The organism is Salinicola sp. NYA28a (assembly GCF_976982775.1).
The window spans coordinates 2,832,294-2,846,545 of the sequence record NZ_OZ334582.1 but is presented as its reverse complement, the minus strand read 5'-3'; the positions used below and the strand labels follow the sequence as shown (position 1 = coordinate 2,846,545).

14 protein-coding genes are annotated in these 14,252 nt (G+C 61.5%); 4 read left to right on the top strand and 10 right to left on the bottom strand.

Annotated elements, in window-relative coordinates; translation table 11 throughout:
- Nucleotides 1-30 precede the first annotated feature (30 nt).
- Nucleotides 31-690, top strand: coding sequence for a SanA/YdcF family protein (locus tag ACWHY3_RS12830; protein ID WP_087719326.1), 660 nt, complete (start codon nucleotides 31-33; stop codon nucleotides 688-690).
- A 57-nt stretch (nucleotides 691-747) separates the two neighbouring features.
- Here ACWHY3_RS12830 and ACWHY3_RS12825 read toward each other — a convergent pair whose 3' ends face one another.
- The 4 genes from ACWHY3_RS12825 to ACWHY3_RS12810 form a co-directional block, all read right to left on the bottom strand.
- On the bottom strand, nucleotides 748-1,188 hold the full coding sequence (locus ACWHY3_RS12825; RefSeq protein WP_087719325.1) for a hypothetical protein: 441 nt from the start codon (nucleotides 1,186-1,188) through the stop codon (nucleotides 748-750).
- Between the two features lie 110 nt (nucleotides 1,189-1,298).
- The gene (gene rimK / locus ACWHY3_RS12820) at nucleotides 1,299-2,207 is read right to left on the bottom strand and encodes a 30S ribosomal protein S6--L-glutamate ligase (protein WP_087719324.1); all 909 of its coding nucleotides are present in this window, start codon (nucleotides 2,205-2,207) and stop codon (nucleotides 1,299-1,301) included.
- A 53-nt stretch (nucleotides 2,208-2,260) separates the two neighbouring features.
- Entirely contained in the window at nucleotides 2,261-2,698 is a 438-nt protein-coding gene (locus ACWHY3_RS12815) for an ATP-dependent zinc protease family protein (RefSeq protein ID WP_071233235.1), read from the bottom strand.
- A 4-nt stretch (nucleotides 2,699-2,702) separates the two neighbouring features.
- A complete protein-coding gene (locus tag ACWHY3_RS12810) occupies nucleotides 2,703-3,734 on the bottom strand; it encodes a DUF3549 family protein (protein ID WP_087719323.1) in 1,032 nt (343 codons plus the stop codon).
- Between the two features lie 205 nt (nucleotides 3,735-3,939).
- Here ACWHY3_RS12810 and ACWHY3_RS12805 point away from each other — a divergent pair, with 205 nt between their 5' ends.
- Nucleotides 3,940-4,266: a YqcC family protein gene (locus ACWHY3_RS12805; RefSeq protein WP_087719322.1), complete on the top strand. Its 327-nt coding sequence runs from the start codon at nucleotides 3,940-3,942 to the stop codon at nucleotides 4,264-4,266.
- A 92-nt stretch (nucleotides 4,267-4,358) separates the two neighbouring features.
- On the opposite strand, the gene ACWHY3_RS12800 is transcribed toward ACWHY3_RS12805, so the two are convergent.
- Nucleotides 4,359-4,913, bottom strand: coding sequence for an OmpW/AlkL family protein (locus ACWHY3_RS12800; protein WP_087719321.1), 555 nt, complete (start codon nucleotides 4,911-4,913; stop codon nucleotides 4,359-4,361).
- Between the two features lie 251 nt (nucleotides 4,914-5,164).
- Between ACWHY3_RS12800 and ACWHY3_RS12795 the strand changes: the two genes are divergently transcribed.
- Together ACWHY3_RS12795 and ACWHY3_RS12790 are read left to right on the top strand one after the other, a co-directional pair.
- Nucleotides 5,165-6,166 carry a glycosyltransferase family 2 protein gene (locus ACWHY3_RS12795; RefSeq protein ID WP_256961242.1) on the top strand — a complete coding sequence of 334 codons (1,002 nt, stop codon included), beginning with the start codon at nucleotides 5,165-5,167 and terminating at the stop codon, nucleotides 6,164-6,166.
- On the top strand, nucleotides 6,163-6,555 hold the full coding sequence (locus ACWHY3_RS12790) for a GtrA family protein (RefSeq protein WP_087719319.1): 393 nt from the start codon (nucleotides 6,163-6,165) through the stop codon (nucleotides 6,553-6,555). Before ACWHY3_RS12795 ends, ACWHY3_RS12790 begins: the two co-directional genes overlap by 4 nt.
- Nucleotides 6,556-6,743: 188 nt before the next feature.
- Here ACWHY3_RS12790 and putP read toward each other — a convergent pair whose 3' ends face one another.
- The 5 genes from putP to ACWHY3_RS12765 all read right to left on the bottom strand — a co-directional run bounded on the left by putP (nucleotide 6,744) and on the right by ACWHY3_RS12765 (nucleotide 14,085).
- On the bottom strand, nucleotides 6,744-8,234 hold the full coding sequence (putP, locus tag ACWHY3_RS12785; protein ID WP_087719318.1) for a sodium/proline symporter PutP: 1,491 nt from the start codon (nucleotides 8,232-8,234) through the stop codon (nucleotides 6,744-6,746).
- A gap of 186 nt (nucleotides 8,235-8,420) precedes the next feature.
- Nucleotides 8,421-11,612, bottom strand: a complete 3,192-nt coding sequence (gene putA, locus ACWHY3_RS12780; protein WP_448126681.1) for a bifunctional proline dehydrogenase/L-glutamate gamma-semialdehyde dehydrogenase PutA — start codon at nucleotides 11,610-11,612, stop codon at nucleotides 8,421-8,423.
- A 195-nt stretch (nucleotides 11,613-11,807) separates the two neighbouring features.
- Nucleotides 11,808-12,578 (bottom strand): AraC family transcriptional regulator, encoded by a 771-nt coding sequence (locus tag ACWHY3_RS12775; RefSeq protein ID WP_303855192.1) that lies wholly within the window; start codon nucleotides 12,576-12,578, stop codon nucleotides 11,808-11,810.
- A gap of 24 nt (nucleotides 12,579-12,602) precedes the next feature.
- On the bottom strand, nucleotides 12,603-12,974 hold the full coding sequence (locus tag ACWHY3_RS12770; protein ID WP_448126680.1) for a hypothetical protein: 372 nt from the start codon (nucleotides 12,972-12,974) through the stop codon (nucleotides 12,603-12,605).
- An 82-nt stretch (nucleotides 12,975-13,056) separates the two neighbouring features.
- The gene (locus tag ACWHY3_RS12765) at nucleotides 13,057-14,085 is read right to left on the bottom strand and encodes a Bug family tripartite tricarboxylate transporter substrate binding protein (RefSeq protein WP_448126679.1); all 1,029 of its coding nucleotides are present in this window, start codon (nucleotides 14,083-14,085) and stop codon (nucleotides 13,057-13,059) included.
- Nucleotides 14,086-14,252 lie beyond the last annotated feature (167 nt).

Below are 14,252 nucleotides of genomic sequence, written 5' to 3'. Positions count from 1 at the left end.
TTCCCCACACCGTTACCGTGTCGTTCATCCATGCTCGAGCTGCTGAAGGGATTGCTCAAGGCACTGTTCGCTGGCCTGTTGCTGCTGGTGATCGGTGTCGTGGTGATCAATCTCTGGATACTCCAGAAGACCCACGCCCGAATCGAACACGAGGTGCCGCTGTGTGCCATGCAGCCGGTCGGGCTGGTCTTCGGTACCGCGCAGTGGCTGCGAGAGGGCGGCACCAATCCCTACTATCAGGCCCGGATGGAGACCTCGGCAGAGCTGCTGAGGCTTCACCGCGTTCAGCATCTGCTGCTTTCCGGCGACAACCGCACGCGGTACTACAACGAGCCCATCAGCATGTGGCGCTCCTTGCGCCATCGCAACGTCAGCGATGCTCACATGACGCTCGATTATGCCGGCTTCAGTACTTTCGATAGCGTGGTTCGTGCCAAGGAGGTGTTTGGCGCGGATCGCCTGATGCTGATTTCCCAGGGCTGGCACCTGCCACGGGCTCTGTTCATCGCCGAGGTTCTGGGGATCGAGGCTACCGGCTGTGCGGTGCCCGATGATGGCGTTGAGGGAGAATGGCGGCTACGTCTACGCGAATGGCTCGCCCGTGCCGCTACCTTTGGCGATCTCTACGTCTGGGGGCGAAAGCCTTACTTCCTGGGGCCTCTGGAGCCGATCCAGCTGTCATCGCCATGACACGCATCCAGGCCTGAGTTGTCGCCAGCAAGGTAGCATGCCTCCAAGAACCGCTTCTTAGCGTTGGCGTTGCTGCAGCTTGTTGATCTCCCGGATCAATGCGCGGCAGTTCTTCCAACACCGTTCCAGCGAGGGCTCCAGGGCTTCCGGCAAGGGGTGCGTGAACGCGGTGCCCAGCGCCTGCATCAATACGCGCTCCTGCTCGAGCAGCTCTCCGAGTAGTACGGCACTGTCGTTGCCGACGAAGCTCTTGATACGGCTCCAGAGCCAGAGGTAATCGTCGCGTTCGACATCGGCATCGCGAGGCAGTATATCGAGATGTTCGCGAACCAGTTGCTGCAGTTCGCGCATGGCGGCCCCACGTTCCTCGTAATGGGGTTTCAGGGCATTACGCAACGCCGGTCGCAGGCGATCGAGATTGTCCTGAAAGTAATCGAGACTGTCGGCCAGCGCTTCGAGTACGCTGTCCATCGCCACTTGGCGATTGTCGAGAAACATGTGCGGCCACCTCCTGAGGTGACACAAATTGTGCGGCCGGAAACACTGTTTTGCCACCCCCGGGCGCAGAAAAATTTAGGATTTTCGGCCATTTGTTCGACCGCTATCCATCAGCCCTTGGGTTTCGGCGGCGCTTTCCGTGGCGTGCTGGCATTTTTCTCCAGATGCTCGACGATCAGGCCCGCGATATCCTTGCCGGTCGCGGTTTCGATACCCTGCAGGCCAGGGGAGGAATTGACCTCCATGATCACCGGGCCATGGTTGGAGCGCAGCAGATCGACACCCGCCACGCCGAGCCCCATGGCCTTGGCTGCGCGAATCGCGGTGGAGCGCTCTTCCGGCGTGATGCGGATGACGCTGGCGGTGCCGCCGCGGTGGAGGTTGGAACGGAATTCACCCTCGGCAGCCTGGCGCTTCATCGATGCCACGACCTTGTCGCCGATCACGAGGCAGCGAATATCGGCGCCCTTGGCTTCCTTGATGTACTCCTGAACCATGATGTTTGCCTTCATGCCCATGAAAGCCTGGATGACCGACTCGGCGGCCTGGTTGGTTTCCGCCAGGACCACGCCGATGCCCTGCGTGCCTTCCAGCAGCTTGATCACCAACGGTGCGCCCTTAGCCATGGTGATCAGGTCGGGGATGTCGTCGGGCGAGTGGGCAAAGCCGGTGACCGGTAACCCAAGCCCCTTGCGGGAGAGCAGTTGCAGGGAGCGCAATTTATCTCGCGAGCGAGTGATCGCGACCGAATCGTTGAGCACGTACGTGTTCATCATCTCGAACTGCCTCAGCACGGCACAGCCGTAGAACGTGACCGATGCTCCGATGCGCGGAACGATGGCATCGAAGGACTCGAGCTCTTCGCCCTTGTAATGAATCGAAGGGCGGTGCGAGGCGATGCTCATGTAACAGCGCAGCGTGTCGACGACTCTGACGGTATGGCCACGCTGCTCGGCGGCCTCGACCAGGCGGCGCGTCGAGTAGAGGTTGCGATTGCGTGACAGGATGCCGATATGCATGCGCTTGGGGCTCCGATGCGTGAATGGAAGGAAGGGCGAGGCGAAACGGGCCGTCAGGGTTCACCGTGCAGGAACGCGGCGCCAGGGGCAACCAGAAGCCGCCGCATGGCGCGCCTTCCCAGCAGCATGGGGTGGCGCATGTTGCTGCGATCGGTCAGGGTCAGCTCGATGGGGAAATCCAGCCCGCCGAGCAGAAGACGCGTACGAATGACATAGCGCCACTCCTGCTGGCCGTTGGAACTTCTCACCCGGCGACGATCGTGCAGAGGCAACTGACATTCATGGTGCGTGCTCTGCTGGCCACTTGAGCGGGTGATGAACCGAACCCACGGGTGACCGTTCTCCTCGTAGGGTTCGATCCGTTCCGCATGCAAGGCCGATGTCCTCGCGCCGGTGTCCGCCTTGCAGCAGAGTGTCATGTGCAGGTCCGGTAGCGTGACCATTTCACGTCGGCCGATGACCGCCTTGGCCTGGTAGGGTAGTGCTTTCATGGGTTCAAGCATTCCATTCTCTGACGAGCCGGCCCACGGCAGAGTTCGCCGGCGCCTGACGCAGCATCATCAATATGGGCAGGCGCAGGCGAGGGATCAATGCCAAATCATGGACGACGCGGCGGAAGTTGGCATTCCTGCAACTTGCCAGACGTTCCAGAAACCGCTCGAGCCGGGTTTCATGTTCGAGGTGCTGCCAGCCGCGGGCGGCGATGGCGGCGAGACAGTCGGCGGCCATGAGGTCGTCGTCTTCGAGAATACCATCGAGCCATTCTCCGACCCGGGGTTCGTCACTGCCCAGTAGCGCTCTCAGCAGGGCGCAGAACGTCTCTATATCCTGCGCTTCGCGGGCGGTGGCGAGGGCGTGCCAGAGAGTGGGAAGAAGCTCGGCCGGCGTATCGCCATGCTCCATCAGGTAGCACAGCGGCAGGATCACCTCGCGGGGCAGCGTGTTCAGGCGCAGCGCCAATGCCTCGATGACGGCGGGATCGCTGGCGACCACCTGATCGGCCAGCCCTTGGAGGCCGAGCATTTGCCAATTGAGAGCGTCGTCGCCGATGAGGTAACGGCGCGCCATGTCCGAATGCGATGACGACGGTTGCCCGAAATGGCGAGACAGGCGAGCATGCAGCAGCGCGCGCTGGTGCAGCTCCGGTTCGAATGCCAGTGGATTGTCCTGCATCAGATTGGGCGGCTCCAGCTTACCTTGTGCGAGACCGTTCTCTGACGGATCGGCAGCCTGGGTGCCCAGGGTCTGGAGCAGGCGATCGAGAAATCCGTCGCGCGCGGCAGGAACCAGCATGCCCTGTTCGTCCAGCGGTAACGACAGAAACCAGATCGCCGGATCCTGGTAGGTAGCTGGCCAGCGCAGGGCGCATGCGACCTGTGCATGGCCGTTCCAGGGTAGCGGCCATGGCTCGCGCTCCTGTTCGAAGGCAGCGAAAGTGTCCTGGCGCATTGGCGCCACACGTCGGCCCAGGGTCGACAGCGCAAGCTCTGCGCCGCTATGGGCGAAAAAATCGCTCAGCGTTTGCATGGTAGCGGTCGTCATTTTCATCAAGGCGCGCACTGTAACTTGCGGTGATGGCGCTGGATAGGGGGTGGCCAAAAATTGAACAGTTTCCGCCAAGGCATGGCTTGCGGCGCTCCGATCAAGGTGTCCCAAGTTTATCCACAGGCTCTTTCAGGGTTTCTGTGAGCAACCCTGAAGGCGCCATATCCAGACAGCAACAGGAGAGAGAATGAGTCCACACGATGAATTGGCCAGTGCCTTGCGTGAATTGGAAACGGCCCTGATGGAGGCCGGCTTCTGGGAGAAATCCCGGCCGGACGCTTCGGCGTTCGAAAGCCGGCAACCATTCTGCGTCGATACCATGTCACTGCCGCAATGGCTGCGGTACGTCTTTATCGCCCGTCTGCAGGCACTGATCGACGCCCGTGCGACCCTGCCGGAGAGCTGCGCGGTCGCGCCGGCAATGGAGGTGTGGCTCAAGGACGAACCGGCCTCGAGGAGAGAGCCGGTAATTCGTGAACTCGCCGTCGTCGACCGCATCGTCACCCAGGCGTGAGCGGTCACAGCGAGCATGGTCGTTCGCTTGCTGAATCGCGGACACAAAAAACCGGGCCCTGAGGCCCGGTTTTGCTATCGATCGCCGATCGCTTAGAAGCGAGCGGTAACACCGGCACCGACGGTGACCGGGTCGAGATCGATGTCGCGGCCGCCATCGATGTCGGCGCTGACATCGGTGTACTGCGCGAAAGCGTTGAAGCCGAAGTTTTCGGTGACGTTCAGGTCAACACCCAGTTGGCCGGCCGCACCCCAGGAATCGTCGACGCTGCCGACACCGCTCTCGTCGGAGAACGTGGTGTAGTTGACGCCGACACCAGCATAGGGCTGGACACGAGAGTCCATGCCGCCGAGCGGGTAGTACTGAGCCATCAGGTTAATCGGAACCTGCTTGAAGTTGCCGCCTTCAGCGTGAACCTTGGTTTCGGTCATGGAGCTCAGCTCGACACCGATCTTGTCGTGAACCATGTAACCCAGGCCCAGGTAGGCGCCCTTGTCGTTGTCATCGGTATAACCGGTGTCAACGTCGGTCTTGGCAACGCCCAGACGGCCGTAGAAGTCGCCAGCGCCGTAGGCGAAAGCGGCTTGGGTTCCGAATGCGCAAGCGCCGGCAACCACCAGTGCAGAAAACAGTTTGGTCTTGGTCATGATAAGTACTCCCTTCCTTTCATCATGAAGCCGTGTTACCGGCTTTCACATTCTATGAGACAACGTCCCTATGATAGGAAACAGTGTTTTTTATGTCCAGTAAAATTTTGAAACAGCGTTTTTTTACAGCTCCATAGGCGTTATGCCTGCTTGTGCGCAATCCGCTGCTACCGGCTAGGATTAGCGTAGTAGCGAATGGCTCGAGTTGCCAATACGAGATGAGATGGCAGCACATCGCGCAAGGAGTGCTCGTGGAGAGTCGTCAGAGAAACTGGATGTTGTCGATCGTGGTGCCGGTGATGAACGAGGAAACGGCCATCGAGCGGTTCCTGGAAGCCGTGGATTGCACGCTGGGCGATGCGGTGCCGCGACTGGAAATTCTGTTCGTCGACGACGGTTCCACCGATGCGACGCTGGCCACGCTGCGAGAGCGGGCAGCGCTGGATCCTCGCACTCGGGTGATATCGCTGACGCGCAATTTCGGCAAGGAGGCTGCCATGACCGCCGGTCTCGACCATGCGCGCGGTGATGCTGTGGTGCCGATGGATGTCGATCTGCAGGACCCGCCGGAGGTGATTCTGGAATTCATTCGTCTATGGCGGGAGCACGGCTACGACATGATCTACGGCATTCGGGGTTCGCGGGATGAAGATACCCAGGCGAAGCGGACCTCCGCGGGGCTTTTCTATCGCTTCTTCAACCGGCTGGCGGAGACGCCCATCCCCAGTAACGCGGGAGATTTCCGGCTGATGGATCGCCGTGTCGTCGAGGCGATCAAGCGATTGCCGGAGCGTAACCGGTTCATGAAAGGGCTGTTCAGCTGGCCCGGATACCGTTCGACCGGCATCTATTACAACCGGCCGGCGAGAGAGAGCGGAGAGAGCAAGTTCAACTTCTGGAAACTCTGGAACTTCGCCATCGACGGTTTCGTCAGCTTCTCGACCTGGCCGCTGCGCATCTGGATGTATTTCGGCGCGGTCATCGCGGGGCTCGCATTCCTCTACATTCTGCTGCTCGTGGGGCGTGTGATCGTGGTGGGCAGCGATGTCCCCGGCTATGCTTCTTTGATGACGGCGATCCTGTTCTTCGGCGGCATGCAACTGCTGTCCGTCGGGATTCTGGGCGAGTACGTGGGACGCCTGTTCATCGAAACCAAGCAGCGGCCGCTCTACCTGGTCGCCGAAGACAGCCTGGATGATAAAGATAGCCTGGCCAAAGCGGGTCTGGTCGATGAGGCCTCCCGCAACTCATGAAACGTCGACTCAAGCGCGAAGCCAAGACCGCCGCACGTTTCGGCCTGGTAGGCACGGCGGCGACGGCTGCCCATCTGTCGGTCGCGGCTGTCCTGAGCGCGCTATGGCCGGCGCTGTCGGAATTCATCGTCAACCTGTGCGGGTTTCTGGTGGCCTTCCAGATATCTCTCATTGGTCATCGGCGGCTGACATTCCGGCGCCGCGGGCGGGCAAAGCGCTTTTTCACGCTGGCGGTGCTGGGATTCGTGCTCAATAACGGGGTGCTGGCGGCGCTGCTGGCATCCACCAGGATCGCGGGATTCTGGGCCATCGTCATTGCTACGTTGACCGTGCCGTTGATCACCTACATCGGTTCGCGGCTGTGGGCGTTCCGCGAACATCATGTCTAGGGCCCGGAGGCGGAAAGGCTGCAGGCATGCATGGGTGGGCACGGCACCTTTCAGGCAAAGCCAGGGGGCACCTTTCAGGCAAAGCCAGGGCGGGGACGCGGGCCGGGTATCGGGAGGGCATGAACGGAGCATGAAAAAGGGCTCCCGCAGGAGCCCTTCGATGCCTAGAGTCCATCACGCACGCTTTGCTAACGCGAGATCTGCTTGTACTCCCCGGCATCGCTGGTCACGCTGCTAACCACCAGGATGGCGATGACGGAGGCGATGAAGCCGGGAATGATCTCGTAGACGCCGGGGCCCCCCATGAATTCACCGTTCCAGCCCAGCGAGATCCAGACGATGACGGTGAGAGCGCCCACCACCATGCCTGCGATGGCGCCAGCGCCATTGGTGCGCGACCACATCAGCGAGAGAAGGATCAACGGGCCGAATGCCGCACCGAAGCCGGCCCAGGCGTTGCTCACCAGCCCCAGCACCTGAGAGTCCGGGTCGGACGCAATCACGGCGGCCACCAGGCCAACCAGCACGACACTGATCCGGCCGATACCGACGGTTTCCTTCTCCGTCGCCTCCTTGCGCAGGAACAGGCGGTAGAAGTCCTCGGTCAGCGACGAGGAGGCCACCAGCAGCTGGCTGGAAATCGTACTCATAATCGCGGCAAGCAGCGCGGCATAGAGGAAGCCGGTGATCAGCGGATGGAACAGCAGATCCGCCAGGATGATGAAGATCGTTTCCGGATCCTCGACTTCCATACCGTTACGGATCGCATAGGCCCGGCCGAATATGCCCAGCGAGACAGCGCCGATCAGGGAGATGAGCATCCAGCTCATGCCGATGTTGCGGGCGACGGGTACATCCTTCAGCGACCGGATGGCCATGAAGCGCACGATGATATGCGGCTGTCCGAAATAGCCCAGCCCCCAGGTCACCGCGGAGAGCCAGCCGATGAAGGTCAGCCCATCTGTCCACGACAGAAGGGTGGGATCGACCTCGTTCAGGGTCTGCGAGGCTTGGGAGAAACCGCCGCCTCCTTCGCCGAAGATCACCACCGCCGGCATGATTACCAGTGCCAGCATCATGATGCAGCCCTGCACGAAGTCGGTCATGCTCACGGCCAAAAAGCCGCCAACGACCGTATATGTCAGGACCACGCCGAGCGTGATGATCACGCCCGCCGCATAGTCGCTCAGGCCACCGATGCTGATGACATTGGCAAAGGCGCTTTCGAACAGCTTGCCGCCCGCCACCAGGCCTGACGCCGTGTAGACCGCGAAGAAGACGACGATGACGATAGCGGATACCGTCCTCAGCGACATGGCCCGGGTGGGGAACCGGTTTGCCAGAAAGGCCGGGATGGTGATCGCATTGCCATAGTGAACCGTCTGTTCACGAAGGCGCGGTGCGACCAGGAGCCAGTTGAAGAACGCTCCCACGAACAGGCCGATACCGATCCAGGCCGAGCCCAGGCCGGAGACGAACATCGCCCCCGGCAGCCCCAGCAACAGCCAGCCGCTCATGTCCGAGGCGCCGGCCGACAGCGCCGCCACCTGCGGGCTGAGCGTCCGGCCGCCCAGCATGTAGTCTTCCGACGTGGAAGTGGATGTGCGCATGGCGTAGAGGCCGATGGCGATCATGAGCGCAAAGTAGGCAAAAAGGCTTATCCAGACACCAATAGCCATAAAAACGTCTCCTGTTTCTTAATTATTAGGTTTTGTCTGAAAAGTCGTCGAGCGAAGGTCAGACAAGGCAAAAATCGGCGAAAAGACGGAGTTTACGCGGTGTAAATGAGTACTTTGAGCCGATTTTTAACGCCGTATGGCCGAGCGCAGGCAGTTTTCAGACAAAGCCTAGGCCGGACGTGGCGATCACTCGTCTCCCATGGCAAGCAGTGAGGCGTTCCCACCCAGCGCGGCCGTATTGATGGTGCGCGTCTTTTCGGTGACGAAGCGTAACAGATAATGGGGGCCGCCCGCCTTGGGTCCGGTACCGGAGAATCCTTGTCCGCCGAACGGCTGTACGCCGACGACCGCGCCGATGATATCGCGGTTGACATAGACGTTGCCGACGCGGATGCGGCTGGCGACATGGTTGGTGAAGTTCTCGTTGCGACTATGAACGCCGAACGTCAGCCCATAGCCCTTGGCATTGATGGAGTCGATGACCGCTTCCAGTTGATCGGCGCGGTAGCGGGCGATGTGCAGCAGGGGGCCGAACTGTTCGGTTTCCATCGACTCGATGCCGTCGATATTGAATGCCATCGGCGCAACGAAGGTGCCGTTGCTGGTCTGGGCCGGATCGAGTTTCGCCTCGGCGATCAGGCGGCCTTCGGCCTTCATGGTCTCGACATGCTTGAGCAGACCCTGGCGGGCGTCTTCATCGATGACCGGGCCGACATCGGTGCCCAGGTCACGCGGATCACCGATGCGCAATTCATCCATGGCCCCACGTAGAATCTCGATCACACGGTCGGCGATATCTTCCTGAAGATAGAGAACGCGTAGCGCGGAACAGCGCTGTCCGGCACTCTGGAATGCGGAGTGGACGACATCGGCCACGACCTGTTCGGGCAGGGCGGTCGAGTCGACGATCATCGCATTCATGCCGCCGGTCTCGGCGATCAACGTAGGGAGCGCGGCATTTTCCCTGGCGGCCAGGGCCCGGTTGATGATCTGTGCGGTGTCGGTCGAGCCGGTGAAGACCACGCCGGTGATGCGCGGGTCGCTGCTCAGGACGCTACCCACGGTGGGGCCGTCGCCAGGCAGCAACTGCACCACGTCCCGGGGCATGCCGGCCTCGTACAGCAATTCGATCACGCGGTTGGCGACCAGCGAGGTCTGCTCGGCGGGCTTGGCAAGCACGGTATTGCCGGCCACCGCCGCTGCAACGAGCTGTCCGGTAAAGATGGCGACGGGGAAGTTCCAGGGGCTGATCGCGGCGAAGACCCCTTTGCCCTGCAACACCAGCTCGTTGGACTCGCCGGTCGGCCCTGGCAACACGCTCGGCTCGGCAAACAGCTCGCGCGCGCGCGCTCCGTAGTAGCGGCAGAAATCCACCGCTTCGCGAATCTCGTCGACACCGTCGGTGAGCAGTTTGCCGCCCTCGCGGGAGCAGAGCGTCATCAGTTCCGCGAGATGCGTCTCCATCAGGTCGGCGTGGCGTTCGAGAATGGCCGCACGCTCCTCGACTGGCGTCTCGCTCCAGCGGGGGAAGGCTTGCCAGGCGATATCGACGGCCTTCTCGGCCTGCTCGCGCGTGGTCCATTGCACGCTGCCCACGGACTGACGGCGGTCGTACGGGCTGGTGACGCGCTGGCGCTGGCTCTCGTCGTCGGCGACATTGATTCCGAGCAGCGGCTTGACGTGATGCTCGCGCTCCATGAAGTCCGCCATGCGATCGACGAGCGGTTGATATTCGCTATTGATGTTCAAGTTGACGCCCTTGGAGTTCTTGCGTGTCGGACCATAGATCTGGCGCGGCAACGGGATCTTGGTATTGGCGAAGGTCGGGTATTGCTTGAGGGTGGCGATCGGGTGAACGCAGAGCGATTCCACCGGAACGCGCGGGTCGACCAGCTGATGGACGAATGACGAGTTGGCGCCATTTTCCAGCAGGCGCCGGACCAGGTAGGGCAGTAGATCCTTGTGTGCTCCCACCGGGGCGTAGATGCGGCAGTAGGTGCCTTCGGGCGCTCGTGACAGCGCGGCGTCGTAGAGGGCTTCTCCCATGCCGTGCAGGCGCTGAAATTCGAACGCGCGGTCGGCATGGTTGGCCCGTTCGAGAATGTTGGTGATGGTGTGCGCGTTATGCGTCGCGAACTGAGGGAAAATGCGGCCGCGAGTGTTCTCGGACAGCAGGAACTGGGCGCAGGCGAGATAGGCGACATCGGTACATGCCTTGCGGGTATAGACGGGGTAGCCGCCGACACCGAGTTTCTGCGACTCCTTGATTTCGGTATCCCAGTACGCGCCCTTGACCAGTCTCAGCGGAATCTCGTCGCCCTGTCGATCGGCCAGTCGGTTGATGTAGTGGAGGACCGGCAGCGCGCGCTTGGAATAGGCCTGGACCACCAGGCCGAAATGCCCCCAGCCACGACAGACATCGCTCTCGAAGACGGCGCGGAAGACCTCGAGCGACAGCTCGAGGCGGTCCACTTCCTCGGCATCGATGGTCAGCGCGACGTGGCGTTCGCGGGCCAGTTCGACGAGCTGCTTGACCGTACCGACGAGCTCCTCGAGTACCTGGGTGCGACGGCCGAACTCATAACGCGGATGCAGCGCCGACAGCTTGATCGACACGGACGGCGCCGGTGTTCTGGCGTCCAGCTTGAGGCTGGTCTTGCCCACCTCGAGAATCGCCGCGGCGTAATCGTCGAAATAGCGCTTGGCATCCTGACGGGTACGTGCGGCTTCGCCCAGCATGTCGTAGGAGTAGGTGTAGCCCTTGTTGAAGAGCGGCCGGGAGCGCTTGAGCGCTTCGTCGATCGTGCGGCCCAGCACGAACTGCTGCCCCATGATCTTCATCGCCTGGTACATCGCACTGCGAATGACCGGTTCGCCCATGCGATTGACCATCTTGTTGATGAAGTTGGCCGGCTTGCCTTCTCGCGGCTTGTCCATCTGGATCACGTTGCCGGTCATCAGCAGGCCCCAGGTCGAGGCATTGACGAACCAGGATTCACTCTGGCCCAGATAACGCTTCCAGTCGGCGACCCCCAGCTTGTCCTCGATCAGCGCGTCGGCGGTGGCCTTGTCGGGAATGCGCAGCAGCGCTTCGGCCAGGCACATCAGTAATACGCCTTCCTGCGTGTCGAGGCTGTACTGTTGAAGCAGCTCATCGATGGAGTCGACGGCGGTATCCATGGCACGGACATCGCGCACCAGTTGTGCCGTCTTGTCACCGATACGTGCGAAATCGGCTTTACCCGCTCCCAGCAGCGTACACAGCTCGGTCAGATAGGCGTCTTCGTCGACGATGTAATGGTCGCTGATTCTGGCAAACAGGTCGTCGAGCGAAGTCTGCCAAGTGGCAGTGTCCAGCATTTGATCGGCTTTTAGCATTGTTGAAGCCCCTATAGCAGTATGGACCACTGCAGTATGGTCCACAGGAATCGGCGTTAGCCTCGGCGACCGCTCGCGGCAAGCAGGCGGTGGCCGTCAATAATGGAAGGCGTGGTGGCTGACTCTAGCGTGAAACAGGGGAAGGGTTCTTGCCAATTATCCGGGGGAGATTTGCGAAAAAGCCCGGGTTATCCGCTAGTGAGAGGGGCGACGCAACTGCATGGGAGAGTGGCCGTAGCGACGGCGAAAGGCGTGGCTCAGAGCGCTCTGGCTGGCGAATCCGGTGCGTTCCGCGATCTCGGCCAGTGGCATGTCGGTCAATGTCGTCAGCTCGCGAACCCGGGTCAGCCGCAACCGCATCACGAACTGATACGGCGTGATACCTGTCTGTTCGCGAAAGCGCTCGGAGAAGTGCGCCTCGCTGAGGCAGGCGAGATTGGCCAGGTCGGATACGCTCAGGCGCTGGTCCAGACGTTCCAGCACGAACTGCTCGAGTCGTTGAATGTCCAGCGACCGGCTGGTTCGCCTGGTCAGCGGCGGAGAGCGGAACGCCGCGCTGAGGCGGGCGTGCAGCGAACTCAGTAGCGTCGTGACCAGCAGATCCGCTGGCGCATGGCTGGCATGGGTCATCTCCTGAATCAGGAACTGGAGATAATGCTGCAGCGATTCGTCCAGCGAGAAGTAGCCCGGGCGGTCGAACAGGCTTCTCAACGGGCGGTGCATGCCGGTCAGGGAAGCGGCGTCGTCCGGCAGGTCGATGATCAACTGTCGATTGTCGCCGATCCCTTCGTAGTAGTGCTCGATATTGGCCGGCACCAGACAACCGGAAAGCGGCGCCACGACACCGCCCTGGCCGGCAATCTCGAATTCCGCATAGCCGGACAACCCGATCACGATCTGGTGATAGTCGTGGTGATGATGCTGAATGGCGTTGTCGAGCGGTGCCAGGCGAATCGTATCGGTCATGGTGTCTGCCGCAGGAAAATCGGGTCAGGCACGATATTCGCCTCCCTGAAGCGCCAGGTGGGCAGCCAGATGATCGCGCAGCGCCATCAACTCTTCGCGTCCGCTGCGGGAAAACAGCGATCCCCCCTGAGCGGCTTGCCAGGGGCGCCCGTGGGTTTCCATTAGTCGCTGGCTTCGCCGGCGCAGGTTTTCCAGATAGGTATCGTGGCGGATCGGGTAGCCGATCAGCATATGCCAGCGTGCTTCGCTGGCACGGTTATTCAGCACCGCATCGAAGAGATCGAGCAGATCCTGCGCCTGGGTGCGGTAACGGGGCGTTCGAGACAGCATCAGCGCCGTCACGGTGGCCACGCTGACCAGCAGACAGACGGCGAAAACCACAAGAAAGAGTGACATTGAGGCGCTCCGAGTGCGCGGCGACCGGCTCAGTTTACCACGTCGGTTGCCGCAGCCTCCAAACGAACGCAGACGTGGACTGTTATCGGATCATGCCCAGCTCGCCACCGATCTCGCGGATGTCGGTGATCTGTTGATCGACGAAGCGGTTCAGCTCGTCGCCCGACTTGTGGAACGGCAGCAGGCCATTTTGGGTCATGATCTGCTTCCATTGTGGAGAAACGTAGAGGTCGTTCAGGGTCTGCTTCCACCACGCGTAGCTCGTTTCGGAAGCGTCTGCAGGGGTATAGAACCCGCGCCAGTTGGGGGCGACCACATCGATGCCTTGCTCTCTTGCCGTGGGCATATCGGCCAGCTCGCCGGGCAAGCGATCCTCGGCGAAGACCGCCAGAATGCGAAGATCGCCGCTGTCGACGAAGCTCTTGGCTTCACTGAGGTCGCCGGTGAAGGCGTCGATGTGTCCGCCGAGCAACTGGCTGATCGCTACCGAGCCGGAATCGTAAGCCAGGTACTTGATGTCGCGAATGGGCTTGATGCCCGCCTTGCGGGCTGCCATCAGCACCTTGATGTGATCGAAGCCACCGGCGACATCGCCGCCGGAGAACGTCACGCTGCTGGGATCTGCCTTGAGGTCGTCGAGAAGCTCGGGAAGCGAGCGGTAGGGCGAGTCCGCCACCACGGCGATCACGCCGTAGTCGGCGCCGAGCGTCGCCACCCAGCGAACCTGATCGGCATTGCCGTCGGGATAGTTGCCCAGAGCCAGTTGCGTGGTCGTGGCGGTCGACGCCGCCACGATCAGATCGTCATCGCTGGAACGTTTCGCCTGTACGTGGCTGAAGGCCACGCCGCCGCTCGCGCCGGGGACGTTGAGCGTCTGCATGGCCGCCGGGATCAGCGAGAGATCCTGGAGCGCTCTGGCTACCGATCGGCAGGTAAAGTCCCATCCTCCGCCCGGCTGGGCAGGCGCGATACAGTCGACCTTGCCTTGCGGAGCGGCGTGAACGGGAGCAGCGAGCATCACCGCCAGCAGGGGCAGCGTTCGGCACGCAAGCTTGAAGAAATTGGTTGGAGAAGCCGTGATTCTGGAAGCAGAGGGGGTGGGGGAGCGCATGAGTATGAGTCCGTACGGTGTCTTCAGCGAAATATCAATATCGTTATTCAGGTCGCGCTTGTTGTGGGGTTGTGGAGCGACCGCGAGACAGTAATGGATTGGGGCGGCGTTCGCTATTGCCCTTTGGCGGGAGCTGGCTGGCGGCGAACAGCGAGATGACGGGAAAA

Excerpts from the sequence above, each read along its gene's own strand:
- ACWHY3_RS12770 (WP_448126680.1), bottom strand. The coding sequence starts at position 12,974 with ATGTCACTCTTTCTTGTGGTTTTCGCCGTCTGTCTGCTGGTCAGCGTG.
- putA (WP_448126681.1), bottom strand. The coding sequence starts at position 11,612 with ATGCTAAAAGCCGATCAAATGCTGGACACTGCCACTTGGCAGACTTCG.
- ACWHY3_RS12830 (WP_087719326.1), top strand. The coding sequence starts at position 31 with ATGCTCGAGCTGCTGAAGGGATTGCTCAAGGCACTGTTCGCTGGCCTG.
- ACWHY3_RS12775 (WP_303855192.1), bottom strand. The coding sequence starts at position 12,578 with ATGACCGATACGATTCGCCTGGCACCGCTCGACAACGCCATTCAGCAT.
- putP (WP_087719318.1), bottom strand. The coding sequence starts at position 8,234 with ATGGCTATTGGTGTCTGGATAAGCCTTTTTGCCTACTTTGCGCTCATG.
- ACWHY3_RS12790 (WP_087719319.1), top strand. The coding sequence starts at position 6,163 with ATGAAACGTCGACTCAAGCGCGAAGCCAAGACCGCCGCACGTTTCGGC.
- ACWHY3_RS12810 (WP_087719323.1), bottom strand. The coding sequence starts at position 3,734 with ATGCAAACGCTGAGCGATTTTTTCGCCCATAGCGGCGCAGAGCTTGCG.
- ACWHY3_RS12815 (WP_071233235.1), bottom strand. The coding sequence starts at position 2,698 with ATGAAAGCACTACCCTACCAGGCCAAGGCGGTCATCGGCCGACGTGAA.
- rimK (WP_087719324.1), bottom strand. The coding sequence starts at position 2,207 with ATGCATATCGGCATCCTGTCACGCAATCGCAACCTCTACTCGACGCGC.
- ACWHY3_RS12805 (WP_087719322.1), top strand. The coding sequence starts at position 3,940 with ATGAGTCCACACGATGAATTGGCCAGTGCCTTGCGTGAATTGGAAACG.
- ACWHY3_RS12765 (WP_448126679.1), bottom strand. The coding sequence starts at position 14,085 with ATGCGCTCCCCCACCCCCTCTGCTTCCAGAATCACGGCTTCTCCAACC.
- ACWHY3_RS12825 (WP_087719325.1), bottom strand. The coding sequence starts at position 1,188 with ATGTTTCTCGACAATCGCCAAGTGGCGATGGACAGCGTACTCGAAGCG.
- ACWHY3_RS12800 (WP_087719321.1), bottom strand. The coding sequence starts at position 4,913 with ATGACCAAGACCAAACTGTTTTCTGCACTGGTGGTTGCCGGCGCTTGC.